24 protein-coding genes, 1 tRNA gene and 1 riboswitch are annotated in these 26,207 nt (G+C 55.4%); of the genes, 10 read left to right on the top strand and 15 right to left on the bottom strand.

The features are described 5' to 3' along the window. Positions 1-69: 69 nt before the first annotated feature. Positions 70-783, bottom strand: a complete 714-nt coding sequence (locus Abci_RS03200; protein ID WP_048837723.1) for a pirin family protein — start codon at positions 781-783, stop codon at positions 70-72. Between the two features lie 112 nt (positions 784-895). On the opposite strand from Abci_RS03200, the gene Abci_RS03195 reads away from it, so the two are divergent. Continuing rightward, the gene (locus tag Abci_RS03195) at positions 896-1,804 is read left to right on the top strand and encodes a LysR family transcriptional regulator (RefSeq protein ID WP_048837722.1); all 909 of its coding nucleotides are present in this window, start codon (positions 896-898) and stop codon (positions 1,802-1,804) included. Here Abci_RS03195 and Abci_RS03190 read toward each other — a convergent pair. Further along, positions 1,799-2,974, bottom strand: coding sequence for an alpha/beta hydrolase family protein (locus Abci_RS03190; protein WP_048837906.1), 1,176 nt, complete (start codon positions 2,972-2,974; stop codon positions 1,799-1,801). The two genes, Abci_RS03195 and Abci_RS03190, sit on opposite strands and share 6 nt — an antisense overlap. 134 nt (positions 2,975-3,108) lie before the next feature. Here Abci_RS03190 and Abci_RS03185 point away from each other — a divergent pair, with 134 nt between their 5' ends. After that, the gene (locus tag Abci_RS03185; RefSeq protein ID WP_048837721.1) at positions 3,109-4,092 is read left to right on the top strand and encodes an AraC family transcriptional regulator ligand-binding domain-containing protein; all 984 of its coding nucleotides are present in this window, start codon (positions 3,109-3,111) and stop codon (positions 4,090-4,092) included. A gap of 18 nt (positions 4,093-4,110) precedes the next feature. Here the strand turns inward: Abci_RS03185 and Abci_RS03180 are convergent, their stop codons facing one another. Together Abci_RS03180 and Abci_RS03175 are read right to left on the bottom strand one after the other, a co-directional pair. Next, on the bottom strand, positions 4,111-5,634 hold the full coding sequence (locus Abci_RS03180; protein ID WP_048837720.1) for an adenosine deaminase family protein: 1,524 nt from the start codon (positions 5,632-5,634) through the stop codon (positions 4,111-4,113). A gap of 74 nt (positions 5,635-5,708) precedes the next feature. Beyond that, complete coding sequence (locus Abci_RS03175; RefSeq protein ID WP_048837719.1) at positions 5,709-6,077, bottom strand: DUF6525 family protein; 369 nt, start codon at positions 6,075-6,077, stop codon at positions 5,709-5,711. Between the two features lie 166 nt (positions 6,078-6,243). After that, positions 6,244-6,474, top strand: a riboswitch (cobalamin riboswitch). Here Abci_RS03175 and Abci_RS03170 point away from each other — a divergent pair. The 5 genes from Abci_RS03170 to panS all read left to right on the top strand — a co-directional run bounded on the left by Abci_RS03170 (position 6,461) and on the right by panS (position 12,204). Further along, a complete protein-coding gene (locus Abci_RS03170) occupies positions 6,461-8,602 on the top strand; it encodes a TonB-dependent receptor plug domain-containing protein (protein ID WP_371861400.1) in 2,142 nt (713 codons plus the stop codon). It overlaps the preceding riboswitch by 14 nt. Next, complete coding sequence (locus Abci_RS03165) at positions 8,602-9,465, top strand: ABC transporter substrate-binding protein (RefSeq protein ID WP_048837716.1); 864 nt, start codon at positions 8,602-8,604, stop codon at positions 9,463-9,465. Before Abci_RS03170 ends, Abci_RS03165 begins: the two co-directional genes overlap by 1 nt. Beyond that, the gene (locus tag Abci_RS03160) at positions 9,465-10,466 is read left to right on the top strand and encodes a FecCD family ABC transporter permease (protein ID WP_048837715.1); all 1,002 of its coding nucleotides are present in this window, start codon (positions 9,465-9,467) and stop codon (positions 10,464-10,466) included. Before Abci_RS03165 ends, Abci_RS03160 begins: the two co-directional genes overlap by 1 nt. After that, complete coding sequence (locus tag Abci_RS03155) at positions 10,466-11,218, top strand: ABC transporter ATP-binding protein (RefSeq protein WP_048837714.1); 753 nt, start codon at positions 10,466-10,468, stop codon at positions 11,216-11,218. The genes Abci_RS03160 and Abci_RS03155 overlap by 1 nt, the downstream gene beginning before the upstream one ends. Positions 11,219-11,289: 71 nt before the next feature. Beyond that, complete coding sequence (panS, locus tag Abci_RS03150) at positions 11,290-12,204, top strand: ketopantoate/pantoate/pantothenate transporter PanS (protein ID WP_048837713.1); 915 nt, start codon at positions 11,290-11,292, stop codon at positions 12,202-12,204. 75 nt (positions 12,205-12,279) lie between these two features. Here the strand turns inward: panS and Abci_RS03145 are convergent, their stop codons facing one another. The 7 genes from Abci_RS03145 to Abci_RS03115 all read right to left on the bottom strand — a co-directional run bounded on the left by Abci_RS03145 (position 12,280) and on the right by Abci_RS03115 (position 17,747). Then, complete coding sequence (locus tag Abci_RS03145) at positions 12,280-13,680, bottom strand: c-type cytochrome (protein ID WP_048837712.1); 1,401 nt, start codon at positions 13,678-13,680, stop codon at positions 12,280-12,282. After that, positions 13,673-15,310: a GMC family oxidoreductase gene (locus tag Abci_RS03140; protein WP_048837711.1), complete on the bottom strand. Its 1,638-nt coding sequence runs from the start codon at positions 15,308-15,310 to the stop codon at positions 13,673-13,675. The genes Abci_RS03145 and Abci_RS03140 overlap by 8 nt, the downstream gene beginning before the upstream one ends. A gap of 22 nt (positions 15,311-15,332) precedes the next feature. Further along, on the bottom strand, positions 15,333-15,953 hold the full coding sequence (locus Abci_RS03135) for a sorbitol dehydrogenase family protein (protein ID WP_048837710.1): 621 nt from the start codon (positions 15,951-15,953) through the stop codon (positions 15,333-15,335). A gap of 264 nt (positions 15,954-16,217) precedes the next feature. Continuing rightward, positions 16,218-16,457 (bottom strand): hypothetical protein, encoded by a 240-nt coding sequence (locus Abci_RS03130; protein WP_048837709.1) that lies wholly within the window; start codon positions 16,455-16,457, stop codon positions 16,218-16,220. Positions 16,458-16,574: 117 nt separating this feature from the next. Further along, the gene (locus Abci_RS03125) at positions 16,575-17,027 is read right to left on the bottom strand and encodes an Ivy family c-type lysozyme inhibitor (protein ID WP_048837708.1); all 453 of its coding nucleotides are present in this window, start codon (positions 17,025-17,027) and stop codon (positions 16,575-16,577) included. Positions 17,028-17,150: 123 nt separating this feature from the next. Then, a tRNA-Arg gene (locus Abci_RS03120) sits at positions 17,151-17,227 on the bottom strand. A gap of 73 nt (positions 17,228-17,300) precedes the next feature. Beyond that, the gene (locus Abci_RS03115; RefSeq protein ID WP_240554608.1) at positions 17,301-17,747 is read right to left on the bottom strand and encodes a hypothetical protein; all 447 of its coding nucleotides are present in this window, start codon (positions 17,745-17,747) and stop codon (positions 17,301-17,303) included. 232 nt (positions 17,748-17,979) lie between these two features. Here Abci_RS03115 and guaA point away from each other — a divergent pair, with 232 nt between their 5' ends. After that, entirely contained in the window at positions 17,980-19,581 is a 1,602-nt protein-coding gene (gene guaA / locus Abci_RS03110) for a glutamine-hydrolyzing GMP synthase (protein WP_048837707.1), read from the top strand. Positions 19,582-20,024: 443 nt separating this feature from the next. Further along, positions 20,025-21,320 (top strand): autotransporter strand-loop-strand O-heptosyltransferase, encoded by a 1,296-nt coding sequence (locus Abci_RS03105; protein WP_048837706.1) that lies wholly within the window; start codon positions 20,025-20,027, stop codon positions 21,318-21,320. 69 nt (positions 21,321-21,389) lie between these two features. Here Abci_RS03105 and Abci_RS03100 read toward each other — a convergent pair whose 3' ends face one another. Then, entirely contained in the window at positions 21,390-22,541 is a 1,152-nt protein-coding gene (locus Abci_RS03100; protein WP_048837904.1) for an OprO/OprP family phosphate-selective porin, read from the bottom strand. 223 nt (positions 22,542-22,764) lie between these two features. Then, positions 22,765-23,688, bottom strand: coding sequence for a helix-turn-helix domain-containing protein (locus tag Abci_RS03095; protein ID WP_048837705.1), 924 nt, complete (start codon positions 23,686-23,688; stop codon positions 22,765-22,767). 150 nt (positions 23,689-23,838) lie between these two features. On the opposite strand from Abci_RS03095, the gene Abci_RS03090 reads away from it, so the two are divergent. After that, on the top strand, positions 23,839-24,585 hold the full coding sequence (locus Abci_RS03090; protein WP_048837704.1) for an SDR family oxidoreductase: 747 nt from the start codon (positions 23,839-23,841) through the stop codon (positions 24,583-24,585). Positions 24,586-24,772: 187 nt separating this feature from the next. Here Abci_RS03090 and Abci_RS03085 read toward each other — a convergent pair whose 3' ends face one another. After that, positions 24,773-25,729, bottom strand: coding sequence for a FecR family protein (locus tag Abci_RS03085; protein WP_048837703.1), 957 nt, complete (start codon positions 25,727-25,729; stop codon positions 24,773-24,775). Then, positions 25,729-26,207 (bottom strand): RNA polymerase sigma factor (locus Abci_RS03080; RefSeq protein ID WP_048837702.1); only part of this gene is annotated, 479 nt, incomplete at its 5' end. The genes Abci_RS03080 and Abci_RS03085, both read right to left, overlap by 1 nt.

Here is a 26,207-nt window from a genome sequence, read left to right as displayed (position 1 = left end):
TAGTCCAGCCATTCTCAGGCTGGCAGGAAAGATGGGGCTGGGCGCAGGAACGCTCTCAGCCCCTTTTCTTCATGCGGTGGGGAGGTAGGGTGTTTCCACCATTACAAGTTCTGCGTCCTCAGTTGCCGTGATGGACACGGTTTCCAGTTCCGCAAGAGCAACGCCGTCCCGCTCACCGGCCTGTTGGTCGCCAATGGTAATGCGCCCTTTGGCCACAACCAGATACGCAACACGGTCTTTGCCCAGACTGTAGGTGAGGGTCTGGCCAGCGGGGAGTGTTGCGGCCATCAGGCGGGCATCGGTATTCAGGGTCAGGGCCCCTTCATCCTCCGCGTGGCCGGAGGCCAGAACAACAAATTTTCCGCTTCGGTCTGCCTTGGGGAAAGGGCGTGTGCCCCATGATGGTTTACGACCTTTCCGGTCGGGCAAAATCCAGATCTGGAAGCACCGGGTCGGGGTATCCTCAAGGTTGTATTCACTATGCCGGATTCCTGTGCCGGCGGACATAACCTGTATATCCCCGGCCTCGGTGCGGCCCTTGTTGCCCAGACTGTCCTCATGCGTAATGGCTCCTTCACGCACATAGGTAACAATTTCCATGTCCTGATGTGGGTGGGTAGGAAAGCCGCCGCCGGGGGCAATAATATCATCATTCCACACACGCACGGTGCCCCAGTGCATGCGTTTTGGGTCAAAATACTGGGAGAAGGAGAAATGGTATGTTGCGTCCAGCCAGCCGTGGTTGGCGTGGCCCAGTGTCGCAAAAGGTCGAACCTCAATCATCATACAAGCCTTTCGTAGAATAAAGACGGGTGGTGTTGATGAAAAATGTAAGGCGTCAGCCTCCGTAAAGATATAGAAACACAGGAAACACACCGTTTCCGAAAGTTTACCAATGACACTGCCGGACCTTGAAGCATGGGCCATATTTGCCAGCGTGGCGGAGCACGGGTCCTTTGCCAGAACGGCAGAGGCGCTTGCCCTGTCCAAACCCACTATTTCCAAAGCTGTCAGTCGGCTTGAAGGGCAGCTTGGTGTGGCGCTTTTCAGCCGGACCTCCCGCCAGATTTCCCTGACAGAAACGGGGCGGCATGTTCTGGGTCATGCCAGCCGCCTGCTGAGTGAGGCCTATAGTGCGGAAAGCCTGGCCCGTGCGGGTACGCTGCTCCCGGCTGGCGTGGTCAGAATGGCCGCCCCCATGACCTTTGGTGTGCAGCACCTTTCACCACTTTTGCCAGATTTTTTTAGCCAGTATCCTGAAATTGACCTGACGATAGACTTTAATGATGCCGTGATAGACCTTGTGGCCGAAGGGCATGACCTTGCCTTACGCATCGCCGCACTGGCAGATTCCTCGCTCAAGGCGCGCAAGCTCTGCACGGTCAGATTACTGGTGGTGGCAACACCGCATTGGGCACAGCGTACACCGTTAGGCCCACACCCACGGGACCTGATGCAGCATAAGGGGTTTGTGTACACTAGCACGCCAGCCCCCGGCACCATCAAGTTGAGCCATGCATCAGGTGAAACATATGTTCTGGCCCAGACCGCACGTCTGCGGGCCAATAATGCGGAGGCCTTTCTGCCCGCTCTGCTGGCTGGGCAGGGTTATGCCGTTCTACCGCAGTTCATGGTGTGGGATGCGGTGCAGAAAGGTCAGCTTCAGGTGCTGTACCCTGACTGGCAGAGTGACCCTATTGCCCTCTACCTTGTTACGCCGCCCAGCAGTCTGCGGCCTTTGCGGGTTACGGTGCTGCTGGACTATCTGGCACAGCGTCTGGCCGCTGTGCCGTGGGCATCATGATGAAAACTTGCGTGCCATCCAGTCAAAAAAGGTCGCGTGCCATAATGTCTGGGCACCTAACTGGCAGTGCTCCGCGCCGCCGGAGGGTCTGTCGTAATAAACCGTCTCGCAGGAGCGGGCGTGGGTGCAGGCGGCTTCAAAATCCTGCGCTTGAGAGGCGGGAATAAAATGGTCTTTTTCCCCCACCAGAGTGAGTACATCGCAGGTTATGGCGGCGGCAACCGGTGCCAGACTGTACTGCTGCAAGGCTGTAATCACGGCATCAAGCGTATTGACCCCCAGCGTCCAGAAGGCATTATCAATAGCCCATGTAATATCCGGGTTGTTTCGGGCCTCAGCCGTCTGTGCGCTCTGGGCGTAGCGTTGGGCTACGCTGCCCATATCAAAAAACACATCATAGGCTACAACGCCATCAAGGCGTGGCTCAAACGCTGCGGCGCGTGGGGCCAGATAGCCCCCCATGCTCATGCCAACCAGAATTGTCTTGGCAGCGGTAAAATAGGTTTGCTCAAACATATCCAGCACGGCGCGGGTTGGCTTTTCCCACGCCGGGGTAAAGGTTAGCCCGTGCACCCGCAAGGCGGCCCCCTGTCCGGGGCCTTCATAGGTCAGAACGCCATAGCCACGATCATATGCGGCCTTGACCAGCACAAAATAGAGCTCCTCCAAAGTAGAGTCATATCCGCCGCAACACACAATCAACGGGCGCTTTTCCCATCCCTCCGGGCCTGAATACACAATGGCGCGTAAGGACGCCCCCTCATACGGGACAGACAGGCGCGTATAAGGCACGCCAGCCACAGTCAGTCCTTGGTCAAAGGCGGCTATCTGGTTGGCCCATGCGGTAAGACGGCGCGGGTCCTGCGGGGTCAGTAAAAATTCTGCTGTGCGCCAGTAATTATGCGCCCGTAACCAGGCGTAGGCCGTACTCAACCGGTCCATACAGCCGGGAATGCGGGCTTGCGTGCGCTCTGCCAGTTCTGCAAATTTCTGGTACCAGCAGTCAGTATTCCCTTCCTCAATGCTGCCAATGGTCAACAGCACCTCGTTCAGGTCCGCGCCATTTGCGGCAATGTCGTTCAACACTCGCAAGGTTTGGAAATGAAATGTCTGATTGGCAAAAAAGCGGGTCGTGCCAAAGCGTTGGGGTGATGGGGTATGCTCAGCCATGAAAAACGCTTTCATAGAGGGAAGAGAGGCCGAAATGTAAGCATGTTCGTCACGGCCTGATTTGACATAACGCGCCAATAATTTGACATTTTACGCCAAACTGATTGTGTTTCCGTATCATAGGTCTCACCATTATGATGATCGCTACAGACATGCTGCTCTCTGCGGCCATCCGGGCGGGGTATTTAACCCGGCGGGAGTGCGCTCTCATCCAGCAGACCATAAGAGCGCAGAGTGCGGGGCAAGCCCCGCATAACTGGGTGCAGGTGCATGGTAAGGTTCTGGCCGACCTTGTGCGCCGCACCGGGGCGGATGCCCGGTTAGGGAGTGTGCTGGCACAGCATGTAGCGTTGCAGGACTGTGGGGTGGTGGGGCAACTTGTTGCCCACAGTGCCAGCTTGTCCGAGGCCTACCAGATGATGAGCCTGTATAGCCGCCTTATTCATCCTGCCATTACGGTTAACATCAGCAAAACCCGTTATAGGGCCGAGGTTGTGTATGAGTGGTCTCAGCCCCATGGCTCCATGCCAGCCGTTGTACGTCATGCCGGGCAGCTTTGGGCTTTGGTGAACATGGTGCGCCTGCCGCATCTTGCTTTGGGGCTTGAAACGCCCCCATTGCGGGTGGAGGCAGCGTGCCCCGCGCCGGGTGGCCAAAGTTGCAGCGCCATGCCGGACTGCCCGATTATATTTGACAGGCCGTTTTACAAAGCTGTTTTTGAAAGAACAGCTTTTGAGCGCCCGGTGCATGACCAGCCAGACCGTGCTCGCGCCTATCTTGAAGAGCTGACCCGCCGCATGATGGCCGAACTGCCTGCACCGCACGATATGGTAGGCCGTGTCAAAGCGGAGATCCAGCAGCAGATGGGGCAGGGGCCTTGCACAGTGGGGAGCATTGCAGCAAGGCTTGGATATTCCGTGCGCACACTGCAAAGAGAACTGGAGAAAACCCAAGCAGGTTTCAGGGATATTCTGGATGCCGTCCGGTATCAGGAGGCCGAAAAACACCTGAAGTCCGGCCAGTGGAGCAAGGCTGCACTGGCAAGCCATCTGGGTTATTCTGACCAGACCGCCTTTGCCCGTGCGGCACGGCGCTGGCGGCAGACGCCCCCTGTATAAAGCAAGGGGGGCATAGAGTTAGTTTTGAAAAAGCGGGTTTTTGACAGTTTCAGCTTCAAAATTACTGAATTTTTCTTCCAAAGCCATTTGCAGGCGTGCTTTTTCATTTTTTGCCAGAAAATCTGTGCAGCTCTTGCTATTTTCTGTCTTGCAAGCCGGGTTCAGTGTCGTGCCCTGCCACAGACTTTCTCCCGGCACAAAAGCATAGGTCAGCCCATTGCGTGAGAGCGTTTTAAACTCCTGATAAGAGAGTGGCCATGTGGTAGCGGCACGCACATATTCCTGCGTCAGATCACCACGGGATACCCCTTCATCATCCGTAGAAAGCGCCATGGGTACACCTGCCCGCCGGTAGAGCGCAAACGGGTGATCTTTGCCTTTGATGTTCAAAATCACATCGTTACTGGTCAGGTTAATTTCCACCATCACCTGCTTGCGCGCCATGTCCTGCAACAGGCGGTCGGGGTCTTTTTCCCACGCTACATCCACGCCATGGCCAATACGCTTGGCCCCTGCTTCATCCATGGCGGCGCGAATGTGATGGTCCAGCCCTTCAGGTGGAACCTGGCCGGGGGTAATTTCCCCGGCATGCAGGCTCAGCTTTACATCGGGGTACACGGCGTTCAGGGCGTGGAACATGCGCATATGTAGGTCATAATCCCGCATGGCGACCAGATCATCTTCAGGGCATACAAAGTTTACGCCCACAAAGCGGGGATCTGCCTTTACAACTTCATAGCCTGCATAAAGCTGGGAAAACACGGCTTGCGGCGGCAGCACACGCAGGGTCTGGTACAGGTAGCGCACGGTTACGGCGCAGCCGGGGCGTGCCTCCGCCGTGCCACAGTGCAGCACTGCATGGGCCTGCTGCTCCATAGCATCGGTTTCTTTGCGCGCGGCGGCGACAAGGGTGGGAATTTCCGCTTTCAAGCCATCCATGGCGGCAGAAAAATCTTCGTTGTGCAAAGGATGTTTAAAGCCAGCCCCGATCATGCCGCCCAAAGCGGGGGAGATCATGAACTCAACATAGCTGACATGGTCACGGGCGGCGCGTTCCATGGCTTCTGCCAGACTGTCTCCGCTATGCCGTTCAGCAGCAGGGCCAAATTTGTCAAAGGTTGCAAAAAAATGGTCATGGCCGGAGCGGTCCTGTGCCGTGGGCACAAAATCACGCATGGACAGGGCATCAATCAGGCTGTTTGTGGCCTGCGCATTGTGGCTCAGGGCTGTTGCGGGCACCTGATCTGGCTTGGCCGGCGTTGCACAGGCTTCGGGCAGAATACGGTTACTGCCCGTGTTGATGCACAATCCATCCTGCGCGGCCCATTTTAAATAGCTTTCCGCATAAATGGCCCCGACCAGATGGTTATGCAGGTCTGCCCCTTTGGGGAACTGCCGCATGAACATGGCAAGGCGTTCAGGGTCAGTGCGTACAGTGTTGAAAATACGCGCTGTTGCCTGCTCGTTGGGTGTGGCCGCATGAGCGGTGGCCACCGGCACAAGAGCAACGGAACAGGCAAGCAAGAAAGACCGCAAGACCATGAAAACAACCCCAAGGAGAAATACGTGTCCTCGGGTGTATCAGAAACAACCGTTTTTTGGTGCAAAAAACATGGTCAGGCGCATTTGCGTGGGTCTGTTGGCGGGCAGTACCGCAATATGCTGCTTTGCGCGGCATCATGCGGCAGGTCTGTGCCATAGCGGGCCGCATAGCGGGTGGCAAATTCACCGCGTTCCAGCCGCTCGCAATAATCCAGATACCGGATCAAGGCACGTTCTGCGCGTGGTGTGGCCCCGTAAATACGCTTGTAATGCCGCCAGAGCATGAGCGCGTTGACGGACCACGCATCATAGGCGTGTTCATGCAGGCGTAGCCGGATGGCGGCAGGCAACTGCTCAAAGGCGGCCCAGTCATCGCCGTCATACCGTTTCCATATCTCAGCACGCGGGGTGCGTTCGTTGGACTGTCTGGTGTGGGCTGTCATGGCGTTCTCCCTCGTCAGGCAACGGGCTGTGCATCGGGGAGGGGCCTCAACACAGCATCAGACTATACATTATGATATAACATAACCTTTGCGCAAGAGGGCCTGCCTTGCCCGGTATGAGCCGTGTAGCTGCGGTACTTTTCTTGACAGTCTGTCATGTTTGGCGGCACATCGCTGGCATGATGGTTCCTGCCCTTCCGCAAGACAGGCAGGATGCAAAAGGGAACCGGGTGCCGCTTTGTTCGTGTGCGGTGTAGTCCCGGGCTGTCCCCGCAACTGTAAGCGGTATGGGTCTGTATGCTGGCATATGTCAGGCCACTGGGGCGCACGCTCTGGGAAGGCAGGTACAGACGGTAACGCCGCAAGCCAGGAAACCTGCCATCATGCAGAGTTGCAGACGGAATGGGCCAATCGGGGTGTGTTGGCGGACCGGGTTGCGGGCAAGGCGGGCTGTGGCAGCGCGTCAGGACTGTGGCGTGGGCATTGTCGTGGCAACGCTTTGTACCACAAGGTTGTCTTTTACCATGTTGCGTAAACTTCTTTTGTCCGGTGTGGCTTTTCTGGGTGTATGTACCGGCACGGCCCAAGCCGATACCGAGGCTGACCCCTCCGAGCAGATAACCGTCAGTGCTGCCCGCAGGCCCATCCGACAGGATGAGATTGGTACGGCACTCACCCTTATTACCGAAGAACAGATCAAAACCCAGCAACGCCGTAGCCTGCCGGATATTCTCATGCGGCAGCCGGGCCTGAATGTTGTGCGCTCTGGCGGTATGGGGGCGACAACCTCTATCTTCATGCGCGGCAACAATGCCAACGAGGTCAAGGTCCGGCTGGACGGCATGGATATTAACGATGGTAGTTCCGCCAGTGGCGCGTTTGACGCCGGGCAGTTCATGACAGATGGGTTGGGCCGCATTGAAATTCTGCGCGGCCCACAAAGCGGCCTGTACGGCGCAGATGCCATGGCCGGTGTCATAGACATGACAACCGCGCAGGGAGAAGGCCGCCTGAAACCCTTTGTCCGGCTGGAGGGTGGCTCCTATGGCACGTTTAATCAGGTTATTGGGGCGCGTGGCAGTCAGGGGCGCTTTCATTATAATGTGGAACTCAGCCATTACCGGATAGACGGCTTCCACAGCATTCCGCGCTACATTGAGCAGTATTACGGTGCCACGCGTGCGCAACACCGCAAAACCAACAGAAACGATAACCGCGCCGCCACTATCCGCCTTGGGTATGATGTCACGCGGAATTTTGACCTTGGCCTGACCAGCCGCCTTATTCAAAGCAATTACCACACTTACTCCGCCTATGACCTGCAAAGCGAAAGCTATGGCGATGGTGATGTAAGGCAACGGAACACTACAAATCTGGCCATTGTACGCGGCACAGCGCACCTGACCTCATTTGATGGGCTGCTGGATCAGGTCATCGGGCTGGGATACATGACCAACCGCAACCGCTGGAGCCAGACAGGCCTGTCTTCCACCGGGCCGGATTATTATCGCTCTTCCCGTCTCAAGATAGACTGGCACGGCACAGTGAACTTGCATGAGTACGGCACAGTGCTTGTCGGCGCCGAGCATTTTCACGAGACATTTGATACAAGCCACACCGCCGCCACCCTGTATGACACCGGCTACCATACCAAAGCCAGCATGGACACCACTGCGGGATATGGCCAGTACGAGGGCAACTGGCACAAAATTCTCTATGGTGCAGCCAATGTAAGGTATGACAGTAATTCCCGTTACGGCAACTACGTCACGTGGCGCGTTGCCCCTGCGGTGCATATCCCCGGCACAGGTACGGTGCTCAAGGCCAGTGCGGGGTCTGGTTTCCATGGCCCAAGCCTGTATCAGCTTTTTGCCAGCCAGATTGGCTCTTACTACACCCAGACCGGCAACCCCTACCTGCGAGCAGAAAAGCTGATTGGGTATGATGCCGGGGTGGAGCAAAAACTGCTGAAAGACACACTCAGCTTTGGCGCAACATGGTATGACAACAAGGTCAAAAACCTTATTCAGTCCACCAGCTCGGTAGATATCGCGCCAAATGGGTATGAGATCTACAATTATTCCTATGGCAACGTGGCGCGAGCCCGCATGTATGGGGTAGAAGCCTTTGCAGATTGGAAGCCCCTCAAAACCCTTGACTTCACCCTGAATTATACCTGGACCCATGCGCGGGACACCACCAGCCATACGCTGCTGCAACGCAGGCCGGACCATAAGCTGAACTTCACCACAACATGGCAGCCGGTTACGGACCTGACCCTGTCCGGCAATATTCTCTACACAAGCAGTTGGCGGGATGTGCCGGTTATTGGCACATCGTATTGCAGCACCTGTGGTAAAGGGCGCGGCTATTTTACCATTGACCTTGCCGCCACTTACAAAATCAACCGTATTATCAGCATATTTGCCCGGGCTGATAACCTGCTCAACCGGCAGTATGAAGAACCAATCGGTTACCTTCAGCCGGGCCGGGCAGGCTATGGCGGCGTGACGTTGAGTTACTGATGCGCCGCTTTACACCAGCATGGTGTGCCACATGGGGCATGGCTGCGGGGTGCAGTGTGTGGCTTGCTGCCGCAGCCCTGGCACAGCCGCGCGTGGCGTCCCTTAATCTCTGCACGGACCAACTGGCGCTTATGCTGGCGGACCGTCAGGATATTGTGGCCCTTACCCCGCTGGTGCAGGACTGCTCAAGTTCCGTGCTGTGCCATAGTGCTCAGGGTATGCCCGTGCAGGAACCCACGGCGGAAAACGTATTGGCCGCGCGGCCTGATATGGTACTGGCAGGCCGCTTTACCGCGCGGGTAGCGGTCAAGGCTGCGCGGGAAGAAGGGGCAAAAGTCCTGATCCTGCCGCCAGTTTCCAACCTGGCGGAGATACCAGACCAGATCATGCGGGTGGCCAAAGCAGTTGGCCACCCGGAGCGCGGGGCACGTCTGGTTACTGCTTTTCAGGACAGGCTGGCAGCGCTCGCTCTTATTCCGTCACAGCAGGACCCCATTGCGGCTGTGTATGAGGCCAACGGGTTTGTGGCGCGTGGTGCGTCCCTGCCGGATGATGTGTTGCGCCATGCCGGGTTACAGAATCTGTCCACCATTGCCAATCTGCCTGAAGGGGGGCGTATTCCGCTGGAAACCCTGCTTGGCTGGCGGCCAGACCTGCTGGTACGTGACCGGTCCGGGCAAGGCCAGTCTTTGGCGCAGGCCATGCTGGATAACCCGGTCTTGGCACAGTTTTTTTCCGGCAGACATGGGGTGGATCTGCCAGCCTCCTTGTGGCTTTGCGGTCTGCCCCAGACGCTGGATGCCGTTGCCATTCTACAAAAAGCCAGAGCAGCCTTGTTATATTCAGCGGGGGGAGGGCCATAATGTCCCGTTACAGCCTTGTTAATGCGGTTCTGCTGGTTGGTATCCTGGTGCTGGCAGCGTTCTCCCTGTTGTGGGGGGAGCATAGTTTCTCCTTCATGCAGTCTTTGCGCGAGTGGTGGGCGGGCCAACCTACGGCGGGTGCGCTTATTCTCGGGGGCCTGCGTTTGCCACGGGTTCTTCTGGGCATCATGGTGGGGGGAAGTCTGGGGCTGTCTGGTGCTGTGCTGCAAGGCTACCTGCGCAACCCACTAGCAGACCCTGGGCTGCTGGGTGTGTCAGGCGGGGCGGCATTAGGCGCTGTATGCGTGTTTTATACAGGGCTGGTGCAGTACGGTCTGGCTATCTTGCCCTTGGGTGGTCTTGCCGGAGCTCTTGTGGCCGCCACACTTCTGGTTTTGCTGGTAGGGCGCGGCACGGCGCTGGTGTTGCTGCTGGCGGGCGCTGCCCTCAGCAGTTTTACAGCCGCCCTGACAGCGCTGGTGCTTAATCTGGTGCCCAGCCCGTATGCTATTTTTGAAATCATGCGCTGGCTTATGGGGTCTTTGACAGACCGCACCATGCTGGATGTTACACTGGCCCTGCCGGGCGTAGTGGTAGGCGGAGGGCTTCTATTCTCCGCCGCCCGTGCGTTGGACGCCCTGACATTGGGGGAGGATGTCGCCCAGACCATGGGGTTTCAGGTGCGCGGGGTTACAGGGGTGCAACTACGCATTGTTATTGGTACCGCTCTGGCCGTGGGGTCCTGCGTGGCGGTGGCGGGGGCAATCGGCTTTGTAGGGCTTATCGTACCGCATATTTTGCGGCCCGTGGTGGGGCACAGACCCTCCTGCCTTCTGGTGCCAGCGTTTCTGGGTGGTGCTGTGCTGCTTTTGGGGTCCGACCTTGTGGTGCGGGGGGCTGCCGCGCACAAAGAACTGCAAATAGGGGTGGTCACGGCGCTTATCGGTGCACCAGTCTTTTTCTATCGGGTTATTCTGTTCAGAAAACAGGGGCGTCTTTAATGCTGTCCGTGCAAGGCATTACCTCCCATATCGGTGCGCGGCCGGTGCTGCATGGGGTTTCGGCACAGTTTCAGGCTGGGCAATTGACCGGGCTTCTTGGGCCGAATGGGGCGGGTAAGAGCACCCTGCTCAGAACTATGGCAGATGTGCTTACGGCTGCACAGGGGACAGTATTGCTGGATGGTAAGCCGCTTGCTGCGTTTTCTGCCCGGCAGAAGGCACAGTATCTGGCCTATATTCCACAAGGGCAGGAGCAAGTGCCGCCCATGTCGGTCAGGGAGGTCGTCTCCCTTGGGCGGCTGCCTTACCGGGAGAGCACAGAGGGCGCTGCGCACCACCCTGCCGTTACGGAGGCGTTGGCGCTGACAGGCCTGACAGAGCTTTCTGACCGCAAGGCAGATCAGCTTTCCGGCGGGGAGCACGCCCGCCTTATGCTGGCCCGCGCCCTTGCTACGCAGGCCCCCGTTTTGTTGGCCGATGAAGTGTTGGCCGCACTGGACCCCGCTCATGCGCTGTCTGTCATGCATCTGTTCCGTGCCGTGGCGGCACAGGGGCGCTGTATTGTGCTGGTTATTCATGACCTGTTACTGGCCACCCGTTTTTGTGACCGTCTGCTGGTGCTGCAAAACGGGCAGGTACAACTGGACGGCCCGCCCGTCGCTTTGACGCAGGGTATGGTGCAGCATGTTTATGGCGTGTCCACCCGCTGGATAGAGGGCGCCTGTGTGCCGTGGGACATTCAGCCCGCATAATGCCGTGCCCCGTGCGGGCAGATTATGTGGTAAAGGGCTGACCTGTTTTTTTCTGGCGCATGAGTGGTCACATGATAACCCGGCTTTTCCCCCTATGGGCTCTTATGGTGTCTGGGGCCGCCATAGCAGCACCGCATCTTTTTCTGGGTTTAACCCCGGCCATCATGCCGCTTCTGGCCTTTGTCATGTTTACAATGGGGGTGTCTCTCACCCCGGCGGATTTTGCCCGCATTGCGCGGCGTCCTGCCCCTGTGGTGGCGGGAGTAGCCCTGCATTATCTGGTCATGCCGTTTGGGGCGTGGCTTATTGCCCATATGCTGGCCATGCCCCCGGCGCTCACAACTGGCATGGTGCTGGTAGGCTGTGTGTCCAGTGGCACGGCCTCCAATGTCATGATCTTTCTGTCAAAAGGTGACGTTGCGCTGTCTGTCAGCATCAGTGCATTTTCAACACTGGTAGGCATTATTGCTACCCCGCTGCTCACGCGGTTTTACAGTGCCGCCACCGTCACGGTAGATAGCTGGGGAATGTTCTACAGTATCCTCACGCTGGTGGCGTTGCCTGTGCTGGCGGGGGTGGTGCTCAACACACTGTGTGCCCGTCTGGTCAAACGGGTGGAGCCTGTGTTGCCGCTGGTGGCCATGGTTTCTATCCTGCTGATTATTGGGTGTATTGTCGCGGGGGTAAAACCCTCTCTCGCGGCAGCAGGGCCTGTGCTGCTGCTGGGTGTGGTGCTGCATAACGCCCTTGGCCTGCTTGGGGGCTACTGGGGTGGCAGGCTGCTGGGGTTTGAGGAAAGCGTATGCCGCACACTGGCGCTGGAAGTGGGCATGCAAAATTCCGGTCTGGCGGCAACATTGGGGCGGCTTTACTTTTCCCCACTGGCGGCACTGCCGGGTGCCGTTTTCTCAATATGGCATAATATATCAGGGTCTTTTCTGGCGGCATTGTGGTCGCAGAGGCCAGTGCAGAAACACCGTCGCTAACAGTGCCTACAAAAACCCCCGGCCAGTTTCCCAAGCCGGGGGTTTTTTAGTCATGGAGCGGGAAAGCGCTGGCCGTTACTGGGCCTTGCGCAGTTCTCCAACCTTCTCTGCGGTAACATGCTGGTCACCGCTGCCATATGTGGCCATCAGATAATTGACCAGTTTGGCAATCTCCGCATCGCTCAGGCGCTGCACGTCAGATGTGCTGCCAAAACCCGGCATCCCGGCGTGGCCATCCTGCGTTTTACGGTTCACACCGTGCAGAATGGTCATAATCAGGTTGTCAGGCCGCACGCTGCCAACAGTGGTGTTGGCAAACAGGGATGGCGCGTACTGGTCCACAGTGCCCGCGCCATTGTGCCCGTGGCAGGCTGAGCAGTTGGCATCGTAAATATGCGGGCCATCCATTTCGCTCAGGTCATCAATACGGGTGGGTTCTTTGGTGCGGATATCCGGGTTTTCCACCGCCTTGCCAAAGCTCTCACGCGCCTGATGTTCCAGGTCATCTTCCATAGCCGGTACTTGCAGCACATAGGCGGCAAGGGCGTGCAGGTCCTTATCCGTCAGGTGGCTGGTGCTGTGCTCAACAGCTTCGCCCATGGGGCCAGCAGCCTGTGCATGGCCCGTCAGGCGGCCTGTGCGCAAGTAGGTAACCAGACCGTCTTCCGTCCAGTTCCCAATGCCACTGGTTTTGGAGGACGTTACATTAGGTGCATACCATGCCCCCAATGACCCGCCTGCCAGATAGTGGTCCTGCTTTTCACTCAGCATGAAGTTGCGGGGGGTGTGGCAGGTGCCGCAATGTTCCAGTGCCGTGGCCAGATAGCGGCCCCGGCGCTGGGTATCATAGGTTGCCGAATCCCCAGTTTCCGGCTGCTCTTTTGTGGTGACAAAGTTCCACGCCGCCATGGCGCTGCGCACATTGGCCGGAAAGGTCAGCTCGGTCGGTTTGGGTTGGGTGGCAACAGGTTTTACGCTGTGCATGAACCACGCATAGAGCGCGTGCACATCCTGGTCTGTCATGCCCGCGTAAGACACATACGGCATGACTGGATACAGATACGCTCCATCACGCCGCACGCCGTGGCGCACAGCCTGATCAAATTCCTGCTCCGTGTATTTGCCAATCCCGTTTTGCGGGTCCGGGGTTATGTTGGTGGAAATAACATCCCCCATGGGGGTGCTTATCTTCAGTCCACCAGCAAACGGTGTGCCACCGGGTTTTGTATGGCAGGCCACACAGTCAGCCGCTGTGGCAATATAGGCGCCGCGTTCCTGCAAGGCGGCAGCATCCTCAACCGGCGCTGGGGTGCTGGCAGCCGCAGGGGCCGGAGTGGTGGCTGTTGGTGCCGCCGGTGCTGTGGGGGCCGTATCCTGCGCATGGGCGGACCCGATGGCCACGGCACCAACAAGTGCGCTGGTGCCAAGCAGCGCGTAAATGCTTTTACAAAAGCGGGGGAGAGACGGCTTAGGCATGAGCAAGCTCTTTTTTCAGCGTATCGGCCACGCGCAGGGCCAGAGCGGCAACAGTAAGGGTAATGTTGCCGGTGCCTACGGTTGAGAAAACCGAAGAGCTGGCAATAAACAGGTTCTCATGGTCATGCGTCCGGCAGAAGCCGTCCACTACGGAATCCTTGGGGTCCGTACCCATGATGGTACTGCCGGAGGGATGGTCCTGCGGGAAGTAGCCAGGGGTCCATTGGGCATCCGTACCGTGCATCAGGCCCATCAGGTCCTTGAACAGGCCGCGCGTATGTTCGCAGCTTTTAACGGTATAGTCTGGCAGTTTGTAAAACACTTCGGGGTGGGGAATGCCCAGAATGTCCTTGTTGGTCTTGCTCAGGGTCAGGCGGTTTTCAGGGTCCGGCAGGGCTTCGTTATGGCTGAACAGGCGCACTGTATGCGCTGCCAGATACCGGATCTGTTCTTCCAGTTCCTTGCCCACATAGCCTTTGGAAATAGCAAGCTGGGTTGCAAGATCAACCTGATTGTCATCCACCATATGCACAAGATAAGCCCCGCGCTCGCTGCGCCAGTCCCCATCACGGAAGTTGTCAATCACGTTGGTTTCAAGCGGCCCACGGCCCGGCCACAGCGCCTTGTCACCACTAATGAACGTAACCTGCACGCCGGTATGGTCCATCATGTTACGGCCTACATGACCGGAACTGTTGGCAACACCATTGGGGCTTTGTTCATCGGCTGAAACCAGCAGCAGTTTTGCGGTTTCAATGCAGTGGGCGGCAATAACAAAATACTTGCCGGTTACACGGTGGGAGCCTTTGTCCGGGTCCATGTAATGCACGGCGGTCACATGCTTGTTGGCGCTGTCCCGCTCAATTTTATACACCACAGCATTGGGGATAAACTTCGCGCCCGCAGCTTCTGCATGGTACACGGAGTACCCGCCATTATACATGGCCCCAATAGGGCAGATGGGCATGCAGTTATTATGGCCTTCGCAGGTGGGGCGGTTATCATAGGGCCGTGTGTTACGGGCCTGCGGTTCATGCACCACGCGGTAAGGCGTTTTTTCCTGAATAAGCTTGCGGAACTGCTGCGCCGCGTAGGAAATGGGCAACGCATCCATAGGGTAGGGCTGCTTGCGGGGGGAGCCAAGATCTTCCTTGGCCGGGTCCGGACCGCACACGCCCATCATCACTTCAGCCTGATAATAAAACGGCTCAAGGTCATCATACTTCAAGGCCCAGTCACGGCCTTGGCCATAACGGGTTTTTAGCTCAAAGTCGGATGGCAGATAGCGCCATGCACAGCCTGCCCAATGCCATGTGGTACCACCCATCATACGCAGGTAAACCTGCTGGTAGGCTTCAGCATTGGGGCCGGTGGTGTGCAGATACTCGTTAGGCGTCATCTGGTTGGGCGGATGGCGTGCCCACGGCACAGCCGGGAAAGGCCCCTGATAAGACGGCTTGTTTTCCAGATTGCGGAAATTGTCCACAAAGTGCTGGCGGTCCACACGGGGGCCTGCTTCCAGCACAATAACGGAAATACCGGCGCGTGCCAGTTCATTGGCAATGGAGCTGCCTGCAACGCCGGATCCTACAATCACGACATCGGCAGAGAGGGTCTGTTCAGAAGACATGAAGCTGGGTAATCCTGCGGTCTCAGGTCGGTTCGATAACGAACGGGGAGGGCGAAAGCGCCGGGCTGCCGGTGGGGCGGTCAACTTCCGGCGGCTTGCTGGTCCAGTAGAACGGACCGCCTGCGGCATAGGTTTTGGGGTAGATGGCGTCTTTGGTGATGTCGAACATCAGGGCCGAGCGGTAAACCACCACCTTGTTATCGGCCACACCCCGGTACCAGCCTGTCAGAATTTCATGAATAACGTCTTTAAGGGCAGGGTCTGCATGTTCTGCTGCGCGGGCAAAGTCCGCGGCGGTGGCGGGTTTGCTGTCTTCAAGCAGCGTGTGGAGCGCCTGCACCTTGGCCGCGCGGTTGGGGTTGGCATGCACAATGCCTGCATACAGGGCGGTGCCAATGCGGCTGTCCAGCACATCCCGGTCTGTCAGGCGTTGGGAGACCGCCATAAAGCGGCCAACCTCGCTATCTTTCTCCGCAGGAGCCTGTGTGTCTGCCTGTGCCGGTGACAGCAGCCCTGCTACGGAAAGGCCTAAGCCACCCAGCAGAACATCACGCCGGGACATGCGCACCAGTCGGTTCAGCCGCATGGCATTGGGCGTGGCACACCACTCCGCAGGAGGGCGACCAGTACGGTCTTGTCGCATAAGCCTGTGTCCTTACAAAACTCGCTCTGCGTGTCAGGCAACAGGCACAGCGTGGGGGCATGGGGCTTCCAGACTAAAGCGTCAGGAAGGTGGGCGATTAACCGTGTTATAACCACAATGTGAGTGTTAAACGCCAGAGCTTATGCGGCGTTGCGCGCACAGGGCAGGGGGCGGCCAAAAACATGCCATCTTTGGGGCATAGGGTCGCAGGTGTGCCAGTGGCTCCGCAGCACCGGCCCACTGAGAGATAAAATATCTTGGGGCTTAAAGAACGTTCAGAAAGGCAAAAAACAGCCAGAACGCGGCAACAAGAAATACCCCGGCAAGTAGAACCGGCACCACTACGGGCCAGAAAAACCGTTTACTGCCGGAGTTCGGGGCGGGAATGCCAGCCTCTTCAAAAATGGTATCAGCAACGTTGTCCGGGTTGCCGTCGGTGCTTGGTGCCTGCTCACCTGGCGGGAGCGGTGTGCCTTTTTCCAGATAATCCCAGTCTTTGCTCATGGGTTTTGCTCCGTGCGGTGTCAGGGGTGTGGCAAGTCCACCCCCTATGGGTAGGGGGTGGTGTGCAAAAAGCCAAGTTTTCTCTTGGGCTTTACGCGCCTGACGCAGCTACGGGGCTCAGGGTTTGCCTTCGTCCGGGTTTTCCGCGTGGTAGGAGGCAAGCAGCGCCGTCATCAGAGCTTCATCCGGGTCACCCAAAGGCAGTTGGTAGAGCGTCTTGCCAACATGGGTAGAGACAAGCCCCCATGCTTTTTTGCCATCTTCTGCAAAAAGCACATCCATCTGGTTCTGGGCGCAGTTGTGCGGTTCGCAAATATGCCCAACCAGATAGCGTTTTCCGGAAATGGTGATGGGCCGTGTGGGGGAGGATGTGCCACGGCCAGTTTTTACCCAATCAGGTAATGCGGCCATGGTGCGGTAGGCGGTGGCGTTTTTGGGGTTCTGGGCAACTTCGGCAGCATAGTTGGATAAATCCATAGCTGACGCCTGCTTTTTGCCGGACTCCGCATGGGCTGTGGCAGCGCCAGCCAACCCAAGAGCCAAACCTGTCAGAAGGAGGATATGTTTCATGGCATGTCCTATTGTTACAAACTTGTAAGACAATAGGCGCCAACTAAGGCCACAATGGGACAAAGCGCTCAAGAAACAGAAAATTTCTTCAGAGCGTAAAAGCTTTTATTTTAAAAAGGGAAGTGGTGCACCCGAAGAGACTCGAACTCCTAACCCCCAGATTCGTAGTCTGGTGCTCTATCCAGTTGAGCTACGGGTGCGCCTTGAGGCGGTTTCTAGTTCAGGCGTGGGGGGCTGGCAACCCCCTTTTTACAATTTTCTTAAATTTTTTTGTCAGTCATTGCCCACAAAATTCCGGAAAGCGTGGTTTTCCGGGCGTTTCAGCGTGATATGCGCTCTGCATTCCGGGGTGCCGTACACACCTTCAAAGGTATTTCCTACCGGGTGGGCTTCAAAAACCATGGGAAGCGGTTTGTGGTTTGCATCCTGCATCAGCAATTGCGCGTGGTAATGTTGCGTTGCCTTGTCCGGCTTGCCGCGCAAAATCAGGGAACCATCTTCCGGTGCAAACAGCATATGCTTCGGCATGATCTGCATGACAGAGGGTGCATTGACCGGGCAGTTATGCCCCTTGTCTGCCACAAGTGTGCCGGTCCAGTTTCCATAAGGATCATCGGCTGCGGTGGCGGCACCACAGAGCAGTCCTATACAGAGTAGCCCCGCAGCCTGCTTCAGGCGGCCTGCCACAGTGTTTTCCAGCACCGAAAAAACAGCAACCATTCTTTCCACTCCTCTTGCCTGCTTTATGTGATGCCCCATCCTCTGCGCTGCAAGAAGGGCGGTATAAAGGCTGTATCCTGGCCTCTCTCAACGCACCCCTCCTTATAATAGTGGGGTGACGGCGGCCCGCAGCCGCTTTATATGGCCTGTCTAACACTCCGCCGCGCTTTTGCGGTATAAGTGTTTTGACCTGATATGCCGCTCAGGCGCTGACCAGAAAGACCAGTAGCCCATGCCCGTTGACAATACGACGCCCGTAGCCTCCGCCAAGCTGGAAGAAATCCTGCACCAGGACCGGATCCTTATTCTGGATTTTGGCAGCCAGGTCACACAGCTTATTGCGCGCCGTGTGCGTGAAAGTGGTGTCTATTGCGAAATCTGGCCTTTCACGGCTGATGCAGAGCGTATCCGCAGTTTTGCGCCACGCGGCATTATTCTCTCTGGTGGCCCCGCCAGTGTAACTAACCCGGACTCGCCACGTATTCCGGAAGTCGTGTTTGAGCTGGCTGTGCCCGTACTCGGTATCTGCTACGGCCAGCAGGCCATGTGCCAGCAGCTTGGCGGTCGCGTTGAAAGCTCCGACCACCGTGAATTTGGCCGCGCATTTGTTGATATTCTGGAAGATTGCTCCCTGTTCCGTGGCGCATGGGCGCGTGGCGGCCGTGAGCAGGTGTGGATGAGCCATGGTGACCGCGTGGCAGAACTGCCCCCCGGCTTCCGCATTGTAGCAGTCAGTGAAGGTGCGCCCTACGCCGTCATCGCTGATGAAGGCCGCCGTCTGTATGGCGTGCAGTTCCATCCGGAAGTTGTGCACACGCCTCATGGTGCCGCACTGCTGCGTAACTTTACCCATAATGTTGCTGGCTGCTCTGGTACATGGACCATGGCTGGTTTCCGTGACATGGAAATAGCCCGTATTCGGGAACAGGTTGGCACAGGGCGCGTCATTTGCGGTCTGTCCGGCGGGGTCGATTCGTCCGTAGCGGCTGTGCTGATTCACGAAGCGATTGGTGATCAGCTTACCTGCATTTTTGTTGACCACGGGATGCTGCGCGCTGGTGAAGCCGAGGAGGTTGTGGAAACCTTCCGTGGTCGCTTCAACATTCGCCTTGTGCACCGTGATGCGTCAGACATCTTCCTTAAAGCCCTTGAAGGCGTGACGGACCCGGAAATTAAACGCAAGACCATTGGTCGTCTGTTTGTTGAAGTGTTTGAAGAAGAAGCTGGCAAGCTGGGTGGTGCGCAGTTCCTGGCACAGGGCACGCTGTATCCAGACGTTATTGAGAGCGTCAGCTTCACGGGTGGCCCGTCCGTTACCATCAAGTCGCACCATAACGTGGGCGGCCTGCCGGAACGCATGAACATGAAGCTGGTGGAACCACTGCGTGAACTGTTCAAGGACGAAGTGCGCGACCTTGGTCGTGAACTGGATATTCCTGAAGTCATTGTTGGCCGTCACCCCTTCCCAGGGCCAGGTCTGGCCATCCGTATCCCCGGTGACATCACACGGGACAAACTTGACCTGCTGCGCCGTGTAGACTCCGTCTTTCTGGAAGAAATCCGTGCTGCTGGTCTGTACGATGCTATCTGGCAGGCCTTCGCGGTGTTGTTGCCGGTCCGGACAGTGGGCGTCATGGGGGATGGCCGCACTTACGATCAGGCCTGTGCCCTGCGCGCCGTAACAAGCACGGATGGCATGACAGCAGAAGTCTATCCCTTCGACTTCAATTTCCTAAACCGTGTGGCAGGCCGTATTGTCAACGAAGTACGCGGCATCAACCGCGTCACCTACGACATCACGTCCAAACCCCCCGGTACAATCGAGTGGGAATGATTCCGCGTCTGGCCTCAGTTAGACTAAGGTACTTATAATGTTGGGGCTACAGTGCGGTGTCAAAACCCATTGTAGCCCCAAACATATAAGCCGTGCGGTTTAGTTCAGCATTAAAAACCACACGGCATTTACATCTGCTGGCTCCCTTTAATGCTCTCCTCACGCCAACAGCCTTGGGTGTCCGCTTGCCCAGATACCCAGTATAGGTGCGTGGGTTTAGCTGTGTGACAGCCTACATTCTCAAAAAATATAATGCCTCTTTGGAAGCGAGACATGCCTGACAGTTAGGGCCGGCCATTAGCAGTTGACTCGTTTTCCTATTGATATGATAAAAAATCACCAACAAATTTGACGATGCAGTGTGGATAATGTGTGAAATGAAAGCTTTGGACGGCCTGATTTTCCTGTTTGAAACGAGAGAAATATCAGGAGCATAGTTTTCCATGCCTGCCACATCTGACACCCCCACCACTTCTGAAAATACGCCACAAACATCCTCAGCGCAGACAGCCCCAGTGCAGGCTCAACCGCAGCCGTACCCCCTGCCGTGGGAAACACCAACGCAACAGGCCCCTCACGGTATAACGTTTGACTTCAACGCTGGCTGCCGCATGCGTCTACCGGCAGAAGCGGGGTGCACATGGCATATTCGTCTGAAAGACATGGATACCGGGAATGTTCTGTTTGAACAAAGCGGTATTGCAGAAGGCTTTGTCATGTCCAGCAAGCGCTGGTTTATCCGCTTCCAGATTGATGTCTGGAAAGAGCGGACAGGCACCCCAGAGGAGCTGGTTTTTTCTTATAAATATGATGCGACAGGCAAGACTGTCCTGATCCAGTTCCCTATAGGAACACTGGGTGACACCCTGGCCTGGATGCCTTATGCCGCCCGCTTTACAGAGCAGCGGGGGGCACACGTCATCTGTGCGCTCTCAAACCTTATTCGCCCACTTTTTGAAGCGGCTTACCCTCACATCAGGTTTGTCACACATGAAGAAGTAGTAGAGCAGAAACTGGCCCAGACCGTATATGCCACTTACAATATCGGTCTCTTTTTTGACGATACAGCCTGTGACTGGCAGCCAACCGATTTCCGGTTTGTGGGGCTGCATAAAACGGCAGCCTATATTCTGGGTGTTAGCCCGGCCGAAGAGCCAGCAAAAATTACCTTCCCGGATGAAGGGCGTCCAATTGCAGAACCTTATGTCTGCATTGCCGTGCAGGCCTCTTCCCAGTGCAAATACTGGAACAATCCCACCGGTTGGGCAGAAGTTATTGCCTGGCTAAAAGGGCAGGGCTACCGGGTGGTGTGTATTGACCAAAAACCCGTTCATGGCACTGGTATTGTCTGGAATCATATCCCTCATGGCGTGGAGGATCTAACAGGCAATCATCCGTTGGTCGAGCGGGCAAGATGGATGAAGCATGCGGCCTTTTTTATTGGCAACAGTTCCGGCCTGGCATGGCTGGCCTGGTCTGCCGGTACGCCCATAGTCATGATTTCAGGTTTTACCCACCCGACAAACGAATTTGAAACTCCGTATCGCGTTATTAACTGGCATACCTGCAACTCCTGCTGGAATGACCCCAAGTTACGCTTTGATCACCATGACTTCCTATGGTGCCCCAGACACGCCAATACGCCACGCCAGTTTGAATGCACCCGCCTTATCACAGGTGCACAAGTCATTGGTAAGCTAAAGCTTTTGCAGGCAGGCCTGACGTCAAACAGCGTATGACCTGAGGAAGGGCTATGATAGCGGTTAAGGCTGGTTCGGGTCTTAGCCGCACCGCTACAGCTTCAGTTTTTAAAACTTAATTTGTATCATAGACAAAATGGCATGAAAGTTTTCCGGCTTTCGGCCGCCCTGTATTGTCCCATACTCATATTGCAGTGCAATTTTTAAAATATCGACAGGCCACCAGTTCAGCGTGGCGGACCACGCCTTTTGTTGGCCTCCATTGATACTGCCAGAATGCAGGTTCGCTTCAGAATAGCGTGCAGCAGCTTCCAGTACACCACTGCCATGGCACAGCACATCCTGCTTTTTATCACATACCGGAGATGAGAACGCTGCCGCGCGGGACTTCCACTGGCGTGCTTTGCCAATAAGCGTATAGCTGGTTTGCGCATACCACCCGGAAAAGTTCAGGTGGCGCGTATCATTTTCTACAGACCTCTTGGCAACAATGTCATAGGCTTCACCCTGAAAAAGAAAACGCTTCCAGGCAGCAGCGGCTTCCAGACCAAATGCGCCAACGCTGTTGAGCGTAAGTCTATCCGTGTTCAAATATTTTGACGTCAGACCAACATTCATTTCTGGGTAATCGGAAAAGGCCATACCTGGTTTTTCACCCGGTGAGTGCGCAGCACGAAACACCCATTCGCCCGAAAAACCAATATGAATTAAAAGATCTTTCATACGGATTGGCACCCCCACAAGCCGGAACACAATGGCGCGCTGGTTGCCATTCTCTCCCGGTCCGGCCGTGCCTGCCGTGCCAGAAAGCGCTACATGGTAGCGTTGACCATGTGCTTCTATCTGCACAGCTTGCCGTTCAATACCAGCGGCAATATTACGGGTAATGGTAGAAATGCTGGAGCGCTCTATAAATGTTGTATCCCCTTGAGCCTGCATGGACTCAAGGCCAAAGCTGGGCTTGAAAATACCGATTGTAAAAACAAAATGTTTTAATCCAACGTAACTGGCCTGTCCTTCAAACAGGCGCATTTGGCCACCGGGCGCCGGGCCAAAGTCCCATATACCGCCAAGTTCAATCTGGTTATGAATGGTAATGCGTGCACCGTTCCGCAAACGTCCGGCCCGCACGCCAACACCCGGCACAGCCTGGCTGGTCTGCGGAAAACCACCAATATCAAGCTGCTCTGTGGCATAAGGTTTGATGGTAACATCACCAAACTGAAAGCTTGGTACAGTTGCGGCCCGAGCCACCTGCATGCAGCCGATGCCACCAACCAACAGCAGTGCCGCAGCCCACCTGATTTTTAGTAACAAATAACAGATAACAAATTTCCAGACATGTAAGCTGCTGCTACATCCCTTTATATCAGGGGCGGATAGTCTTTCTAATACATCCTTTGGATACGGCACAATGCAGTCGGTTGCTACGGAGCCTGACTTTCCTGCAAGGCTGATAGTACAAGGCAAAAGCCGCATCGTTTTATGGCTCTTGACGCTTCCTGTAATGTCGCGGCGTCACACCCATTATTTTGCGAAAAACATTAGAAAAATGACTTGGGTTCTCGTATCCGACACTCAAGGCAATCTCGATTACTGACAGAGTGGTCTGGCGCAATAATATGGCTGCCTGCTCAATCCGGCGACGTATAAACCAACTTGAAGGGCTTTGGCCCATTGTTGTGTGGAAGGACCGACTAAAATGAAAACGGCTCATGCCGCACAGGGCTGTAAGACTATCCAGGTCAAAAGGTAACGCCAGATGCTCTTCCATATAGCTCAGTACCTTACGGAGTTTCCATGCTGGCAAATGCACCCCTTTTGCAGTGGGGGTAGACTGCGTAGTGGCGTAACAGCGTAAAAGATGAATTGTCAGACTTTCGAGAAGACCATTGATGAACAGTCTGTTGTCTGGAGTGTCAGAGCGTATTTCAGCCACAAGACCGCTCAGAACTCCCGCTATGAACGTGTCCCGCGCGCCAGACACATCCTGCATACGGCACCGTGAGGGCGTGAGCCCCAGAGAGCGTGCCGCACGGTTTACAAGAGGCAGCCCGAGGTACAAGTGCAGCACTTCAAAGGGGGTGTCCTGTTTCGCCTTCCAACGCATCAGGTAGGGCGCTTCAGTCTGAGTGAGGAAAAAGCAGCCTGCTTTTGCGTCACTGTGTAGCCACTGACCAGATAGCTCGCGCTCCTCAATCTTTGCTTCGCCAGAAAGAACCCAGACAAGCAGCGGGTCAGCAACCGCAGGCACCAGCACCTCTTCTTCTTCAACAGGGCGGCAGAATATCTGTGCTTCTGCTTCTTTCCACGCTTCTCCGGTGCTCTGCACAATTTTCTGGCCGGGAATATGCTGCTCCAGCGTCAGGCCCGCCGTGCGTGCAGCAAAGTGGTGTGAAGGCAGCATGACGATATATCCCTTTTCCTTACTCTTGGAAAACAAGTTTAGCGCAAAGTAACAATAGTTTCAGCAAGAGAGTAAAAGACAGATAGTGTTCGGATAAGTCAGTATTCTCTGGTTATTTTTCGTCAAAAAAGACCATGAGGCATAATAGTTATGATGATTACAGATAAAGTTGCTCTGGTTACGGGTGCTTCCAGCGGGATCGGGGCTGCAACAGCACGCAAACTTGCCGCAGAAGGCCTGAAAGTCGGGTTGGCAGCCCGCCGAGCTGATAGGCTAGAGGCATTGGTGACTGAAATTACCAATGCTGGTGGGAAAGCCATGGCGTTGCAAACAGACGTGACCGACCTCGCATCCTGCAAAGCTGCCGTACAAACACTTATTGCGGAGTTTGGCCGAATTGACGTGCTCGTTAATAATGCGGGCCTTATGCCGTTGTCCGATGTTGATGCCCTGAAAGTGGATGAGTGGCAGCGCATGGTGGATGTCAATATAAGTGGTGTTCTCAATGCTACCGCAGCCGCACTCCCGCTCATGATAGAGCAGAAATCTGGCCATATATTCAACATGTCCTCTATCGCGGGGAGGAAAGTCTTTAAGGGCCTTGCTGTGTATTGCGCGACAAAAGCGGCTGTTACAGCATTTTCTGACGGACTGAGAATGGAGGTTGGCCCCAAACACTCCATCCGGGTAACCTGCATTCAACCGGGTGCGGTAAAGTCAGAACTCTATGACCAGATTACAGACGCCAATTACCGCCAGCAGATGGACGAGTTGGAAAAATCAATGACTTTTCTGCAAGGTGACGATATTGCAGAAACTATCCTCTTCGCCCTCAAAGCCCCGGATAGAATGGATGTCGCAGAACTGTTCGTGCTTCCAACGGAACAGGGTTGGTAAGGCAGGAATAAACTAATTTCGTAGGACTAACCAATTTTAGGGGGGGAGTTAAAATTTTACCCCCTCTAGTCATATTTAATGTAAGTCTCACAAACTACTGTTCTCTAGAAGCGCATTAAAAGCTGAGCAGCACGGCGGAACCCGATGAGGTTTAATCAGAAGAGACCACCGCGTTTCAAGTCAGCAATCAAACGGCATAGAGCAGATATTCATTTTCAGTTTCATGAACTTGAATTTTGAGGAGTGTTGAAAGCATCTCCAAAAACTCTTTATTTTGAGAAATGTAATAAACACCATTCATTTTTTTTGTTTCAATATCTTTGGAAAGAATTTTAATTTTCTTGTTGGAGTAGCGGTTGATATTTTTTGAAATATCCAAAACTGATCTGTCGTGGAATACCAGATAACCTTGCGTCCATGATGCCCGGTCACGCATGTTGGGCTTATCAGTCACCAACGTATTATTTTGCGCCAAAGCAACCCGTTCGCCCTGCGTAATAACGCGTGCGGCAGGGAGAGTTCCTGTGTTTTGTATAGAAAACTGGCCTGAAATAGCTAGAAGTTCGCAGGTGGTATCTGTCAGGCTTGCATCAAAACGGCCTGCTTTTTGTATGGTCGCCTCCAAATTACCAACCATAAGTTTTATGGGTGTCGCCTCAGGGCAGTTAAGGCAGATCTGCCCCCGTAGCAGTCTGCTTGTCATGGTCTGTTCATTGAGAAGTAAAATGGTATCCGTGTCCAGACGCCACTCTACGCCATTGGATTGTGTATGGGTGAGTGTCTGCCCTGTACCGGTTTTCAGCACGCGGGACGCAACAGAATTACGTGGGTAAGACAGTATGAGCCCACCTACACCAGCAACCAGTAATGGCAGCAAAGCACGCCTGCGCAATTTGGTGGTATTGGGCGTATGATGTGTTTTGACTAAGGCCGGGGCAGAATAGTGCGGCACAGGTTTGGCCACACCTGCAATCAGGTCCCAACTGTCTGAGACACGTTCAAACAGAGTGGCATGACGGGGATCTTCTTCCAGCCAGGAACAAAATGCGGCCTTATCCTGCTCTGACACATATTCCGCATGCAGCCGCACTATCCAGTCTGCAGCGTCTTGCCGTATCTGTTGGTCTGGCGTGTGGTGTGTCACTATTCAATCCATGTGCTTAAAAAGACGAGAGCTTTTGCAATATGCTTTTCGACAGCGCTTTCACTGATACCTAATTGGAGTGCAATATCTTTGTAATGCACTTTTTCGATACGATGCAAAAAAAGTATCTGTCTGGTTCTCTCGGGTAACTGGTTATAACCCTCTTGAAGTTTTTCAAATCTCTGCCGTGCAGAATAAACTTCGTCAGGTAACGGGTTCGGGCAGGCTTCCTCTTCTAAAATATCATAGTCTTTATGGATAGAAAGGATTTGCACAATGCTTCTATGCCGCCGTGAGTTGCTTGCCTTATTGACAGCACTTCTCACAACATAAGCTTCCTTATTATCCACATCTGCCGGTTTTTTTTCCAGAAAACGCATCAGCGCAGATTGCACATGGTCTTCTGCATCAGTGTCCTGTGTAATGGAGCGTACCTTCCTGTAGAGGGCGGATTCAACCGGTCGTCGCAACACCTTCG

This window comes from Acetobacter cibinongensis, from assembly GCF_000963925.1.
Classification (GTDB): domain Bacteria; phylum Pseudomonadota; class Alphaproteobacteria; order Acetobacterales; family Acetobacteraceae; genus Acetobacter; species Acetobacter cibinongensis.
This window is presented reverse-complemented; position numbering and strand designations above follow the sequence as displayed.

What these genes read in the sequence shown, in the direction of transcription:
- Abci_RS03185 (WP_048837721.1), top strand. Translation starts at nt 3,109, where the DNA reads ATGATGATCGCTACAGACATGCTGCTCTCTGCGGCCATCCGGGCGGGG.
- Abci_RS03160 (WP_048837715.1), top strand. Translation starts at nt 9,465, where the DNA reads ATGTCCCGTTACAGCCTTGTTAATGCGGTTCTGCTGGTTGGTATCCTG.
- Abci_RS03100 (WP_048837904.1), bottom strand. Translation starts at nt 22,541, where the DNA reads ATGCAGGTGGCTCGGGCCGCAACTGTACCAAGCTTTCAGTTTGGTGAT.
- Abci_RS03115 (WP_240554608.1), bottom strand. Translation starts at nt 17,747, where the DNA reads ATGGTTGCTGTTTTTTCGGTGCTGGAAAACACTGTGGCAGGCCGCCTG.
- panS (WP_048837713.1), top strand. Translation starts at nt 11,290, where the DNA reads ATGATAACCCGGCTTTTCCCCCTATGGGCTCTTATGGTGTCTGGGGCC.
- Abci_RS03165 (WP_048837716.1), top strand. Translation starts at nt 8,602, where the DNA reads ATGCGCCGCTTTACACCAGCATGGTGTGCCACATGGGGCATGGCTGCG.
- Abci_RS03140 (WP_048837711.1), bottom strand. Translation starts at nt 15,310, where the DNA reads ATGTCTTCTGAACAGACCCTCTCTGCCGATGTCGTGATTGTAGGATCC.
- Abci_RS03155 (WP_048837714.1), top strand. Translation starts at nt 10,466, where the DNA reads ATGCTGTCCGTGCAAGGCATTACCTCCCATATCGGTGCGCGGCCGGTG.
- Abci_RS03095 (WP_048837705.1), bottom strand. Translation starts at nt 23,688, where the DNA reads ATGCTGCCTTCACACCACTTTGCTGCACGCACGGCGGGCCTGACGCTG.
- Abci_RS03170 (WP_371861400.1), top strand. Translation starts at nt 6,461, where the DNA reads ATGCAGAGTTGCAGACGGAATGGGCCAATCGGGGTGTGTTGGCGGACC.
- Abci_RS03135 (WP_048837710.1), bottom strand. Translation starts at nt 15,953, where the DNA reads ATGCGACAAGACCGTACTGGTCGCCCTCCTGCGGAGTGGTGTGCCACG.
- Abci_RS03145 (WP_048837712.1), bottom strand. Translation starts at nt 13,680, where the DNA reads ATGCCTAAGCCGTCTCTCCCCCGCTTTTGTAAAAGCATTTACGCGCTG.
- Abci_RS03125 (WP_048837708.1), bottom strand. Translation starts at nt 17,027, where the DNA reads ATGAAACATATCCTCCTTCTGACAGGTTTGGCTCTTGGGTTGGCTGGC.
- Abci_RS03195 (WP_048837722.1), top strand. Translation starts at nt 896, where the DNA reads ATGACACTGCCGGACCTTGAAGCATGGGCCATATTTGCCAGCGTGGCG.
- guaA (WP_048837707.1), top strand. Translation starts at nt 17,980, where the DNA reads ATGCCCGTTGACAATACGACGCCCGTAGCCTCCGCCAAGCTGGAAGAA.
- Abci_RS03200 (WP_048837723.1), bottom strand. Translation starts at nt 783, where the DNA reads ATGATTGAGGTTCGACCTTTTGCGACACTGGGCCACGCCAACCACGGC.
- Abci_RS03105 (WP_048837706.1), top strand. Translation starts at nt 20,025, where the DNA reads ATGCCTGCCACATCTGACACCCCCACCACTTCTGAAAATACGCCACAA.
- Abci_RS03180 (WP_048837720.1), bottom strand. Translation starts at nt 5,634, where the DNA reads ATGGTCTTGCGGTCTTTCTTGCTTGCCTGTTCCGTTGCTCTTGTGCCG.
- Abci_RS03130 (WP_048837709.1), bottom strand. Translation starts at nt 16,457, where the DNA reads ATGAGCAAAGACTGGGATTATCTGGAAAAAGGCACACCGCTCCCGCCA.
- Abci_RS03090 (WP_048837704.1), top strand. Translation starts at nt 23,839, where the DNA reads ATGATGATTACAGATAAAGTTGCTCTGGTTACGGGTGCTTCCAGCGGG.
- Abci_RS03175 (WP_048837719.1), bottom strand. Translation starts at nt 6,077, where the DNA reads ATGACAGCCCACACCAGACAGTCCAACGAACGCACCCCGCGTGCTGAG.
- Abci_RS03190 (WP_048837906.1), bottom strand. Translation starts at nt 2,974, where the DNA reads ATGGCTGAGCATACCCCATCACCCCAACGCTTTGGCACGACCCGCTTT.